10 protein-coding genes are annotated in these 12280 nt (G+C 41.4%); 2 read left to right on the plus strand and 8 right to left on the minus strand.

What is annotated here, in order from left to right:
• Nucleotides 1-71: 71 nt before the first annotated feature.
• The 5 genes from C3Z11_RS14895 to C3Z11_RS14915 all read right to left on the minus strand — a co-directional run bounded on the left by C3Z11_RS14895 (nt 72) and on the right by C3Z11_RS14915 (nt 5129).
• Nucleotides 72-749 (minus strand): ABC transporter ATP-binding protein, encoded by a 678-nt coding sequence (locus C3Z11_RS14895; protein WP_106478742.1) that lies wholly within the window; start codon nt 747-749, stop codon nt 72-74.
• Nucleotides 749-2245: an ABC transporter permease gene (locus tag C3Z11_RS14900; protein ID WP_262927426.1), complete on the minus strand. Its 1497-nt coding sequence runs from the start codon at nt 2243-2245 to the stop codon at nt 749-751. Before C3Z11_RS14900 ends, C3Z11_RS14895 begins: the two co-directional genes overlap by 1 nt.
• Nucleotides 2246-2338: 93 nt before the next feature.
• Nucleotides 2339-3271: a glycosyltransferase gene (locus C3Z11_RS14905; RefSeq protein WP_106478743.1), complete on the minus strand. Its 933-nt coding sequence runs from the start codon at nt 3269-3271 to the stop codon at nt 2339-2341.
• Nucleotides 3272-3312: 41 nt separating this feature from the next.
• A complete protein-coding gene (locus C3Z11_RS14910) occupies nt 3313-4170 on the minus strand; it encodes a glycosyltransferase (protein ID WP_106478744.1) in 858 nt (285 codons plus the stop codon).
• A gap of 14 nt (nt 4171-4184) precedes the next feature.
• A complete protein-coding gene (locus C3Z11_RS14915; protein WP_106478745.1) occupies nt 4185-5129 on the minus strand; it encodes a sulfotransferase family protein in 945 nt (314 codons plus the stop codon).
• Nucleotides 5130-5892: 763 nt separating this feature from the next.
• On the opposite strand from C3Z11_RS14915, the gene C3Z11_RS16925 reads away from it, so the two are divergent.
• Together C3Z11_RS16925 and C3Z11_RS14920 are read left to right on the plus strand one after the other, a co-directional pair.
• Entirely contained in the window at nt 5893-6372 is a 480-nt protein-coding gene (locus C3Z11_RS16925) for a hypothetical protein (protein ID WP_158701055.1), read from the plus strand.
• On the plus strand, nt 6335-7633 hold the full coding sequence (locus C3Z11_RS14920; RefSeq protein ID WP_158701056.1) for a hypothetical protein: 1299 nt from the start codon (nt 6335-6337) through the stop codon (nt 7631-7633). The genes C3Z11_RS16925 and C3Z11_RS14920 overlap by 38 nt, the downstream gene beginning before the upstream one ends.
• A gap of 117 nt (nt 7634-7750) precedes the next feature.
• Here the strand turns inward: C3Z11_RS14920 and C3Z11_RS16930 are convergent, their stop codons facing one another.
• From C3Z11_RS16930 to rfbA, 3 genes are all read right to left on the minus strand, one after another.
• Nucleotides 7751-10768 carry a glycosyltransferase gene (locus C3Z11_RS16930; protein WP_158701057.1) on the minus strand — a complete coding sequence of 1006 codons (3018 nt, stop codon included), beginning with the start codon at nt 10766-10768 and terminating at the stop codon, nt 7751-7753.
• 75 nt (nt 10769-10843) lie between these two features.
• A complete protein-coding gene (rfbC, locus tag C3Z11_RS14930) occupies nt 10844-11401 on the minus strand; it encodes a dTDP-4-dehydrorhamnose 3,5-epimerase (RefSeq protein ID WP_106478747.1) in 558 nt (185 codons plus the stop codon).
• 2 nt (nt 11402-11403) lie between these two features.
• The gene (rfbA, locus tag C3Z11_RS14935) at nt 11404-12279 is read right to left on the minus strand and encodes a glucose-1-phosphate thymidylyltransferase RfbA (protein WP_106478748.1); all 876 of its coding nucleotides are present in this window, start codon (nt 12277-12279) and stop codon (nt 11404-11406) included.
• Between the last annotated feature and the right edge of the window lies 1 nt (nt 12280).

The raw sequence follows: 12280 nt of genomic DNA on the forward strand, positions 1-12280 counted from the left end.
ACTAAATAGTGTTAACTATTAAAAACAAGATAATAAAGACAGTGATGCCTAACTCTCCTATTCCAGAACGCTTAAAGCGCAATCTTACGATCACAGACTCGCTTTATTTGGTCTTCAGAGTGAGATACCAGCAATACCGTTTGATCAGAATGAAGTTTCTTCATCATTTCTGCCTCAGCTTTCTTGCGAAAATGCTGGTCGCCTACGCTTAGCACTTCATCTAGCAGTAATACATCTGGCGTCATGTACATCGCGACTGCAAAACCCAGCCGTGAGCGCATACCGGTAGAATACGTCTTAACGGGCTGATCCATAAAATCGCCCAACTCGGCAAACTCACGAATATCCTCAAGGCGAGCCTCGATCTGCGCACGCCGATAACCTAACAGCATGCCACCCAAAATAGCATTATCAACTCCGGAAAGTTCCGACTCAAATCCAGCACCCAATGCCAGCAGTGAAACTGTAACGCCGTGATTAGTAATAGAGCCACTATCAGGTTTGATAATACCTGCGATCAGCTTGAGCAGGGTTGACTTTCCAGCCCCATTACGACCTACAACCCCCAGGGTCTCGCCACGGTAAATCTCCAAGTTCAAGTCTTTTAATGCCTGGTAGTACTGTGACTTCTGGAACAAACCGCCACGTTGCTTATAACGAACCCCTACGTTCTGCAGCGAAATGATAGCCTCACCTTTTTGCTTAATAATTGGAGAAGCAGGCGACACATCTAATTGTATGGCACTCATTACACTACCACCCGTGGTAAAATACCCTCTACACGCTTATAGAACCAAAGCAACAGAACGCCAGCCAGCAAGCAACCCAGCAGAACCCACCCCATACCACTCCAATCCGGCCATTGATGATCCATCAGTACTCTCCGGTATTGATAAAGGATATTGGCCATAGGATTGGCAAAGAAGAGTGAGTGCCACTGTTCGGGAATGGTATCGGGACTATAGAATACTCCGCTACAAAATAAGATGAACTGAATACCTGTTGGAATAAGATTACTCAAATCACGCACGAATGGCACGAGCATAGCGACAAAACAGCTGGCTATTGCCATTAGAAAGAACTGCAAGAGAACAATGGGAATAAAAGCCAACCAGTAGATGTTGGGAGGCAGCCCATACAAAGTTAAAAAGCCAAGCAACAAGGCAAAAACAGGCAATTGTTTACCAGTATTTTGTAGCACACCAACCAAAGGAAAAAACAGTGGCGAGATACGCACTTGATGCATCAATCCCTGACCTGCAACAATCGAGTTGGAGGATTGCTGTACAGTTTTTGCAAACCACTGGAAGGGCACAAGACCAGTCAGCAGAAAGACAATAAAATCTCCTCCTCCTCCACGATGTAGTAGTAGCCCAAACACTAAATAAAATACTGCCATATAGAGCATTGGGTCGATAATCCACCACAAATAGCGCAGATGGTTTTGATTAGCTTCCGATTTAAGATTCAACCGCGCTTTGGTCCAGACCAGATCGATAAATGCCAACCAATGCCTGCGTGTGGGGGGGGATATTTTATTATCAAGTATCTGCAGATCTTCTTCCGGCTTTTCAAAGCTCTCCAGCCACTCTTGTCCATACTCACGGGCGAGAAGTAGCTGGCGAGCCTTGCGATCATCACCAAGTTGCGAAGCGGCTTCCGCTGCACGGTTATAACCCGCCGGATGCTGAGGAAACCGCTGGCGAACTTCTGACCATCGCTCCAGGGCCACTGACCACTGCTGCTGCCTCATGGCAATATTCGCGTACTGCACCCAAGGAGTCACATCGGCAGAATATTTTTTACGTGCTTCAGAATTATAAGCCAGCGCAACCGTATCATCGCTTTGATCGAGCGCATGATCAGCAGACTTCAGCAATACAGGTAGCTGGTTAGGGAAGCGCTGTCTTGCCAGCTCAAGCAACTGCCCTGCACGTACCGGCCGGTCTCTTGCCTGCTCAAGTGTAGCCAGTTCCAGTAATGCATAGGGATTATCCGGAAAGCGTTCTACAGCAGTTTCCAAAAAGAACTGAGACGTCTCCCATTGTTCGAGATGCCGACAACAGGCGCCAGCCTGTATCCACACCGCAGGTAATTCGGGATAGGCTTGTCGCAGTACCGCCCAGCGCTCAGCAGCAAGTGCCCATTGCTGCTGAGCCATAGCCGCGAGTGCCCATTGAACGACTTTTTCAGAAGGCGGTAACGCTGCCTCCTGAGATAATTCAGAAATATTATCTTGGCTCATGAAGTCTTCAATTAATGTGATGCTTTCAATATGGCCGACGACTGATTATCACGGCTCACCTATTGCTCATGATATGAATATACTTGAAACCAACTATGTCCAGAAACGACGATTCATACTGAGCAGACGTTTGATTGCCGTAGGAATAAATCTCTCTTTATGACTTGCTTTATAAGCCAACAATTTTCCCGCATTGCGCAGTAATGCATTAGGCCAAAGATAAAAATGGCGCAAGCCTAAGTAGGCTAGTTCCGAACGCACAAAGCGAAGCCCTTCCCCACCTGCGGCACCAAAATTCTCATTGATCCAGCTCTCACGATGATAAAACACACCAATATCGAAATAGCGTCGCCATTCTTCAATGAGTGAATAGTTATGCGAATGACGACAGCATGCTTCAGCTATATAAGCTACTTTCCAGCCGGATAACAGCATGCTGGCCGCTACAAAGACATCCTCGCCCAGAATTACATACGTGGGAAATCCTCCAACCTCTTGCAGTGCTTCACTACGATAGGCAGCAAAAGAGTTGGACATGAATGCCGTCTTGATTCCCAGCTCGGGAACATCTTGTAACGCCTTAACCCGTGACTTAGCCGGATAATTGAACAAACGTGCATGACGCGCTAAAAGAGAGGCATTTTCATGAGGCAACTGCCGGCCACAGACTGCACCAACGGTAGAATCTTTAAAAGGATCAATAAGCTCTGCAAGCGCTTGATCGTTATCCAGATAGGCATCCTGCGTCATGAATATGTAGATGTCATAGTCAGGGAAGCGGTCCACCATCATTTGACGCGTGCCGCCATGGTTGAATTGTTCTTGTGGAATGCTGAGTACTTTATACCCTCTAGCTTCGACAAGCTCCCGAGTACCATCCGTTGAGCTTGAATCCACTATAAGCGGAGTCACGCTTAACGATTGAAGCGCCAGCGAATCTAAAAGCCTCTTAAGTTCAGAAGCACCATTACGGGTAGGAATGATACAAGCAACGCGAGAGGAAGATGCTTTAGCATCAGCAAGCATGGTAGGCAACTGTTGTCATGATGGGTCATCCATTACCGAGGCTATCTAGTTTCAGCCAGTCCATCCTGCTTACCCAGCAGTCTATTAAGCGTTAGCCGAATTTTACAAAAAACAAGAGCAGTAGCCGAAACAGAAGGATCCAGAGCCTTGGCTTGCCGATAGATCGCCCAGAAAGAATGTATATACCCCCGGGTTCCGATCAACTTGGAGAAGTAGTATTTGAATCCGATCCGCTTTGAGCCAACACTATTATTCTCATGTTGGCGATACTTAACCAGAGCTTCCGGCACCAAGCCGATCACCCCTCCACTTTGCAATACCTTACATCCAACCCACCAGTCATGCATGATAGCTTCGGCAGGGATAGGCAGCGAAACTTCCAATGCCCGCCGATTAATCATGACGGTACAACCGGTGATGTTATTCTGCACCATCAGTTCACGAAGCTCGACAGTATGACGCGGCAGGCGTTGATAGTCGAACATGGAAGAAGCAATAGGATTTAATGACTCGTCCACCACCTCAAGATCCGAGTGGACTAGCACCGGTTTATCCGGATGGAGCGCTTCCAACTCCTGCATTTTGCGCAGAGTTACTTCTATTTTATATTTTAGCCAAACATCATCCTGATCACAGAACATTATATAAGGAGCATTAGTTAGGCTGAGCAAATAAGCAAAATTATTTTTTGCGCCATGTAAGCTTGATCTATTTATAAATAGATCAAGCTTACCATTAAATTCGCATTCAAAATCCCTAACAATTTTTAATGAACTATCACTTGAGCCATCATCAGAAACCATTACTCTCCATTCTTGCCATGACTGGTCAAGAATAGATCCTATTTGATGGCTAATAAAATCTTCTCCATTATGTAAAGCTAAAACTATGTCTATCATTCGAATCGATTCTATTAACCAAAAACAATTTGATTTGAAATTCTCTGACCTGTTTTAAGCACATAGCATTCTACTACATCACCCTCTTTTTTATCCAAATCAACGTTAAACCCAACGTATCCATGCCTAGGAGGATTAAGCTCAATTAATTCACCACATGGTTTTCCCGCCTTTACACATGCAACTTCGCTACCATTTATTAAAACTTGAATTTCGACCTCATTATCGCTATTTTCAAACCATGCCCATCCTCGGAGATATTGAGAATTAACTTCAGTAATTGCACCATGAACATAGGGTAAGCCTCGAGACTGCAAACTATCCCTTATTTTGTGATCATTTAAACAAAATTCATAAAGCTCAATATCCTTAGAGTTTAATATCTTAAGTTCTGCCAACTGAAATTCGTCAAAATCATACGTATCATTAACACGTTCTTTCCCCATATTAGCTTCCATATAAGGTATGCTAATCGCATACTTTCTATTTATTAATGAAATATCTTTATCATAGCTTTCTGTGATTCCTATAAATCCAATTGCTTGGATTGGAATATTTTTTAACATTTTGCTTTGCTTGTTAACGAAATCATCCTTTTTATAAAATTCTTCAAACTTTCCGTTGTACCCATGTAATCTTACGAAGTGCTTGTACTCCGACAATACTCTTTGAAGCGGATCACGAACAAAGGTTATGCTATTATTTAATTCCATACCATGGATATATTTATCTAAGTCTACATGCCCACATAAAAGAGCAATGTCATTCTTCTCAATTATTTTGTAAAAACCATTTTTATCCTTATTTTCATATATGCACTTTCTAACATAACTTGAAGTTTCCGGAGCCTGTTCAGTATAATCATAACAAACCTTGTCTTTACCAAAATAGCTTTCAGCTCCTAGCCTAAAGCTAGTGCCAGCTGTTTTGGGTATATGAATAAAAAGAAGGGTACTCATAAACAACCTTATAAAGTGAATTGCTGCGCTTAAAATATATTAGAGAAACAGCCTGCATCTAAATAGCAAAAGAGTCTTAATATACTAAAATTACTCATCTTTCTTTTGACTAACATGTAAATCAATCAGTAATTCACACTGAGTATAAATTCATAAACGCTAAAATATTTGAAAGATTCAACGTTTACATCATTTTATCTTCTCATAGTCACGAACTCATCCATTAGATTAAGATTGCCATTCCTGTATTAAATTATACAAATTACACTCCGACTTGCCAATTAAACAAGCAAGAAAAATTCAAACTGAATGGATAACAACAGAATCATCAATGGTTAAATTAATATTATCCCTACATCAAACAACATCCAAGATCATTCCCACACAAAAAACAACAATAAATAGCAACAGCAAACAATTTGAGTTGTATATTATGCAATACGCTAAATTAGTGTTAAAAAATATCCAACGATCATCTTTTACTTAAAGGTAATTAAACATAAGCCGTCTCGACAATGGTAATTGTATATAGCTATTTTTAACGACTATCATACAGAGAGCCTTATCATTTATTGTATTTAAATATATTAAAAGCATAAAATTAGCAAGGATTTATTTAAATTATAAGTTTATCAAACAGCAGGAGAATCCTGTCCACATGTAACCAGCTAACCTGCACTTATTTTGCTCGCTATTTATAAAAAGCATAATATTATGCTATATTTTAGCCTACCCATTTTCATTCAGTTATTTGGCCAATCTCATGTCATTTCTTAATCATCCCATACCACAGAAAGCTATAAACTTAATCATGGTACTCTCTTTGATCTTTGCAATCGCTATCCCATTTTTTTTCTACGTGAAAACTAATCGCTTAGAAAATCAATCTGTACCTAATTTTGATGCATCAAGTAGTGAGTTCAAATATCACATTGATGAATGTCAAGTAAAATCCGACCATCTCTTAGTAAAAGGGTGGGCTTTAATTGTTGGAGAAAGGGTAAACACCCCTACCGACATTTTTGTCAAAAGTACCCAAGATAACTATTTAAAATTAAGATCACGTACTGTCCCCCGACCTGATGTTAGTACCCATTTCAGCATTAATCATGCGGTTAATAAGTTAGGATTTAACGCATCCTCAGGAATAATTCCAGATGATATTAATCATCCTATAGAAATCTTGATAATCAAAAACGATTCTAATGGAAAAACTTATGGTGGTGTTTATGAGTGCAAATAACTCAAATCGTTTTAGCCAAATAACAATTTACTTTGTTATATTAATATTTACATTTATAGTGATATTTAAGGGATTATCACTACAAAACATAGCAGATGATGTATACTTTTCAGAAGCTCTAAAAAATAATAACCTGCTTAGCTTTTTGATGCTTAGATATAATGCATGGAGCGGTAGAACCTTAATTGAAGCTATCATGGTCAGTACTATAAACTTTCATTTATTCTGGAAACTAGCTATTCCAGCATCCTTATTGATCATGTGTCACTATGTATGGAAATTGACTTTATCAAAGCATACTTCCATGTACATAGGTACAATAACTGTTGTTTTCTTCATGCTTTTAATGAGCGGCAGTGTCGCGAAAGATGGAGAGTGGTGGGTAACCGGGTTCTATAATTACTTGCTTCCAGTTTCGCTAGGCTTTTTTAGTTTCAGTACTGTAATTCACAAAGGGCGGTCTTCTACTCTCGTACGCTCTTTTGCAGTTATTGCTGCTATTGTTTGTTGTCAACAAGAACAAGCTGCCATTGCGCTTATCGGTGGATTGAGTATTGTTGCCGTTTACAGAAAAAGCCAAGGCCAGCCTATCGGCTTTGAACTAATCATACTGATATTAAGCATAATCAGTGCCTGCTTTCTATTCTTCGCTCCTGGTAACTATCATCGCCTTCAAGTTGAAAGCAGGTGGCTTCCTGAGTTCCCTTACATGGGGCTCGAGGAAAAGCTTATGCTTGGGCTTGATCGGCTTAACAGTCATGTACATGATGCTGGCAATAGAATAATACTTCTAGCCACCGTGCTTACAGCAATTGTAACGTTCAATACTAATAGAGCATGGTCACTGAAGCCATTAGCATTGGTTATCTTAGGTATTTTTGCATTTAATGTGCTGCTAAACCAAGAGCATCTTGGCCACTTCTCGGATAAGCTTGGCTTTGCTGGTTTTATTAGCCCTAATAACTGGTATCACTATAAAGTATTTTTTTCTTATACTCTCACCATCTTACTTTATCTGGTATTGGCTTGTTGTGCCTTATACATATCCAATAATTTCAAGGACATACTGAAATCATTAGGCCCACTTTCTCTTTCTGTTATCTTAGTAATGGCTGTTTCGTTGTCGCCGACGGTTTATGCTTCAGGCGCGCGCATTTTATACTTACCTGATGTATTATTAATAATATATTCGTGTTTTTTATTGGCAAAATTATTAGATCAATTACGTAATCCAGACACAGCATTAACATCGCCCAATTAAAAACCGTAAAAGCCCAGCAACACTGCTGGGCTTTTTTATTTATTGGAACAACCCAATTAATTCAGTTTTTACTATCCCATTGCTTATTTATTTTACTTTTCTATATAAAGCCATATCTTACACTCTAGGTGGCCAAGAAAGGCTAAAATCCTCCTTGTTTAACGTAAGGTTTAAGCTATACGCAGGGTCGACATAATGATCGGTCCCCCATCTGCTTTTCATATAGTCTATCTCAGAATTAAAGCGAGCTTGCTTTTCAGGCGTGTCTTCATAGCCACGTGAAACTGACTCGTGATGATAAAGCTCGGCATATGGCGTCCAGACATTCCTATAACCTGCTTCAAGCAGCTTGAGACAGAAATCTACATCATTAAAGGCAATCTTTAATTCTGTTTCATTAAGCCCACCGACTTCTTTAAACGCTTTCTTACTCACCACTAGGCAGGCTGCAGTCACCGCCGAGAAAGAGTTTATAACTTTTGCTCGTCCAAAATAGCCAGAATGAAAATCAGGAAAATCCTTATGAGCGTGGCAAGCAACTCCCCCCATACCAACAACAACACCAGCATGCTGAACAGTATTATTAGGATAAAGGAGGCGAGCCCCCACGGCCCCTACTTGGGGCTGACAAGCCAAACTGACCATTTCAGATAGCCAATCGGGGCTGATAACTTCTATATCATTATTAATTAACCCAATAAACTCTCCTGCCGCCTCTTCTACAGCAGCATTATTTAACGCTGAGTAATTAAAAGGACGTTCGTCCCTTATTACTCGGATTCTCTCTTTTTTTGCAAGCTTTGCAAAAAAAGCAAGAGCATCAGGGTCATCAGAGTTATTATCAATAATAATTATTTCATAATTAGAATAAGTTGTTTTTTTAGTAATGCTCTCTACGCATTGTTTGACAAAGTTAAGGGCATTGCGCGTAGGAATAATTAAACTTACCAAAGGCAATGGGTCAGGCAGATCATAATGAGCACGATACCCGATGTTTATATGCTCGACTCTGCCCGCAATGTTTTGCCGTGAAAAGTGTTCATTAAGGGCACGCTCACCCGCATCAACAGCATAGGGCTTCGCTTCAGTTGTTCCAGAAGTGCTTCCTGAATGCACTCTCCAATGGTAAAGCACATGAGGAATATGATGAATCTGCTCTGTTTTTATTTTTTCTATGAAACGAAGCGCCAAATCATAGTCCTGAGCCCCTTCGAACCCCTTTCTGAAACCACCTATCTCATCAACAATAGGCTTATAGTACACACCTAAATGGCTAATCATATTATGAGAATAGAAAAGGTCTCTATTCCAATCACACTTGAAGTACGGTATTTTCCTCTCGCCATTTTCATCGATTTTATCTTCATCCGAATATATTAACTTCACATCCGGATTACTAATAATAGTCCTAGCCACATGAAACAGTGCATGTTCAGGCAATATATCATCATGATCTAATAGCGCTACCCAATCTCCTGTTACAATTTCAAGTGCAGTATTAGAACTCTCAGATATATGACCATTTTGTTTTCTGTACGCTACTTTTATTCGTTGGTCTTCTTTCGAGTATTCATCAAGAACTTTTCTCACATTAGAGTCAGTAGAAGCATCATCTGCTATACACAGCTCCCAATTAGGATAGAGTTGTTTCTGCACAGACTCTATGGCCTCAGCCAACCATTCCGGGTTGGGATTATAGGTAGGCATAACGACTGATATTAATGGCAAGCTTTCCCAGGCAGATATCGTCTGCTTTATGTTTATACGCTTGTTTTCATCAATTGTGTCGTAGCGCCTGATCCACTCAGCATAGTCATTACGATCTACTTCCCCGGAACCTGCTGCAGGAAGAATGATAGAGCCTGATTTAACAGCATAAATGCCTCTCCGGATACCATTCAATCCTTCCGTACGATAAAGCTTATATGCTCTTTTGAAAGTAGGCCCTAACCCGCCTCCCATTTGAACAGACCGCTTTAGAAACTGTATCAGATGATGTTCTTTAACTTGACGTGAGATGAATCTCGCAGGTGCAGTGATCTTCCAACTTTCAGAGTTAATTAATGAATCTAACGTTGCATTCGCGACACTTAAACTTTGCCGATGCTCTGCTAGCTGCTGATTTAAACTTTCTATATTTTTATGATGGCTTTCAGATTCATCGACTTTTATTGCAAGTTCATGACGTTGTTCACTCAGCTCTTTCTGCTGATATTCAAGTTTAGCCTGATAGTCCGAGATCAGTTGCCTTTGTTTTAATATTATATCATTCTGTTCTTCAATATCTTTTTGCTGCTTTTGCATTGTACCCTTCAGCTTCTCTAATTCAATAACTGGGTGTTCGCAAGATGACCAATAATTATTGTTTTGATCAGGGGCCTCTGCATGTAATCCTTTTAGAGGTAAATTACTGCTTTCAACTATCGCCTCTTCACCTACAATAATACGTCTGCCCAAACAATTCTTCTCGGCCTTCCTCTTTTTTATAACGCATAGTGAATCAATAAATTCAATACTATGGATATTTTTTAGCGGGAAGTTATCAAATGAAATTCCGTAAATCTTTTCAAAAGATGTAATTATATCTGACTGTCTAGACTCCACTCCCCAATGATCACAGTTAACAATATCTATTAACTGCTTAAAAAAGGAAACGGAAGAACAAGGGGCATATAGCCCCCCCTCGTAATCCTGCCAATAACTACAGTGCAAATCCTCGACAATGTAGACACCATCATCATTTAGTATATTAAAATAATGCATAAAACTACTAATAATGCTCGATGAAGTGTGTGACCCATCGTCAATAATCACATCGAATCGAGAGCAAAGTTTAGTTATTTTTTCTAGGGTAGTTACAGTACCAGCATCACCGATAAAAACCGTAACACGAGGATCTTTATATTCGAGTTTTGAACAGACAGGATTAATATCGCAGCCAACAAGATGATTCGCTTTGGAAAAATAACTAGCCCAAATCTCTAGAGACCCACCGTTTTGCACACCTATTTCCAGCAGATTAATATCTTCCTGCCGGTAGGGGCTTAACAGTCTATCATATTCATTTAAATACAAGCTCCACTTATCAGATACTTTGCCTTCATGGAACTCATATAATTGCCATAATGTTTTCATAAGACTGAGCCAGTGTGTATTATTAACCAAAACTTCGCATTAATGCCCAAGCCTGCTTTGGATTGATTCGCTCAATCAGCCATTGAACACTTCAGCCTTTTCAAATGGCAATGCCATATTGTCTTTTTCAGAAAGAATAGGTTGCTCAACAATATCAAATGGCCATTTCACAGCCAGTGATGAGTCATCCCAACGGATACTCCTTTCATACTCAGGCGCATAAAAATTAGTGGTTTTGTAAAGGAATTCTGCGCAGTCTGATAACACAATGAAACCATGGGCAAACCCTTCAGGCACCCAGAGTTGATGTTTGTTCTCGGCACTTAGATGTGCACCGACCCATTGGCCAAAAGTCGGTGACGAGCGGCGAATATCAACTGCCACATCGAATACCTCCCCTGCAACTACACGTACCAGTTTACCTTGCGCCATAGGTGGCAGCTGATAATGGAGCCCTCGTAGAACCCCTTTACTGGAACGGGAATGATTATCCTGAACAAAACTGACTTCATATCCTACAGCATCATTGAATTGACGCTGGTTAAAGCTTTCGAAGAAGAAACCGCGGTCATCGCCGAAGACTTTAGGTTCAAACAGGATGACATCAGGAATCGTCAGTGGTGTTGCTTTCATCGTTAAAATTCCTCCACGAGGCGTTTGAGGTATTGCCCATACCCCGTCTTGGCAAGCACATCAGCTTGTGCCAATAGCGCCTCCTTACTGATCCAGCCGTTATGCCAGGAAATTTCTTCCAGGCAAGCAATCTTCAGGCCTTGGCGATGCTCTATGGTTTGCACGTACTGGCTGGCTTCCAGAAGGCTGTCGTGCGTGCCGGTATCCAGCCAGGCAAAACCTCTTCCTAATCGCTCTACACGCAAATCGCCGCGCTCAAGGTAAGCGTTGTTTACACTGGTGATTTCCAGTTCGCCACGGCTTGAGGGCTTGATCTGCTTGGCAATCTCGATCACATCATTGTCATAAAAATATAGGCCCGTTACCGCATAGGAGGACTTCGGTTTTTGAGGCTTCTCTTCGATGGAAACAGCCTTGTTCTGCTCATCGAAATCCACGACGCCAAAACGTTCCGGGTCCTTGACCCAATACCCGAACACGGTAGCCCCGCTTTCCTGGCTGGTGGCGCGGTTGAGCTGATCTGAAAAGTGCTGGCCATAAAAGATATTGTCGCCAAGTACCAGGCACACCGAGTCATTACCGATAAACTTTTCTCCGATGATAAAGGCCTGGGCCAAACCATCGGGGCTGGGCTGAACGGCATACTCAAAACGCACGCCAAACCGTTCACCATTACCCAGTAGCTTTTCGTATTGGGGAAGGTCTTCTGGCGTGGAAATAACCAGAATTTCGCGAATGCCTGCCAGCATTAACACCGAGATCGGGTAATAAATCATCGGCTTGTCATAGACAGGCAGCAGCTGCTTTGAGACGCCACGAGTAATCGGATGCAGACGGGTGCCGGACCCTCCCGCGAGGATGATGCCCTTTCTTGCCATC

Source organism: Phytohalomonas tamaricis, assembly GCF_003012345.1.
GTDB classification, from domain to species: domain Bacteria; phylum Pseudomonadota; class Gammaproteobacteria; order Pseudomonadales; family Halomonadaceae; genus Phytohalomonas; species Phytohalomonas tamaricis.

What these genes read in the sequence shown, in the direction of transcription:
- C3Z11_RS14895 (WP_106478742.1), bottom strand. Translation starts at nt 749, where the DNA reads ATGAGTGCCATACAATTAGATGTGTCGCCTGCTTCTCCAATTATTAAG.
- C3Z11_RS14905 (WP_106478743.1), bottom strand. Translation starts at nt 3,271, where the DNA reads ATGCTTGCTGATGCTAAAGCATCTTCCTCTCGCGTTGCTTGTATCATT.
- C3Z11_RS16930 (WP_158701057.1), bottom strand. Translation starts at nt 10,768, where the DNA reads ATGAAAACATTATGGCAATTATATGAGTTCCATGAAGGCAAAGTATCT.
- C3Z11_RS14900 (WP_262927426.1), bottom strand. Translation starts at nt 2,245, where the DNA reads ATGAGCCAAGATAATATTTCTGAATTATCTCAGGAGGCAGCGTTACCG.
- rfbC (WP_106478747.1), bottom strand. Translation starts at nt 11,401, where the DNA reads ATGAAAGCAACACCACTGACGATTCCTGATGTCATCCTGTTTGAACCT.
- rfbA (WP_106478748.1), bottom strand. Translation starts at nt 12,279, where the DNA reads ATGGCAAGAAAGGGCATCATCCTCGCGGGAGGGTCCGGCACCCGTCTG.
- C3Z11_RS14915 (WP_106478745.1), bottom strand. Translation starts at nt 5,129, where the DNA reads ATGAGTACCCTTCTTTTTATTCATATACCCAAAACAGCTGGCACTAGC.
- C3Z11_RS14920 (WP_158701056.1), top strand. Translation starts at nt 6,335, where the DNA reads ATGGAAAAACTTATGGTGGTGTTTATGAGTGCAAATAACTCAAATCGT.
- C3Z11_RS16925 (WP_158701055.1), top strand. Translation starts at nt 5,893, where the DNA reads ATGTCATTTCTTAATCATCCCATACCACAGAAAGCTATAAACTTAATC.
- C3Z11_RS14910 (WP_106478744.1), bottom strand. Translation starts at nt 4,170, where the DNA reads ATGATAGACATAGTTTTAGCTTTACATAATGGAGAAGATTTTATTAGC.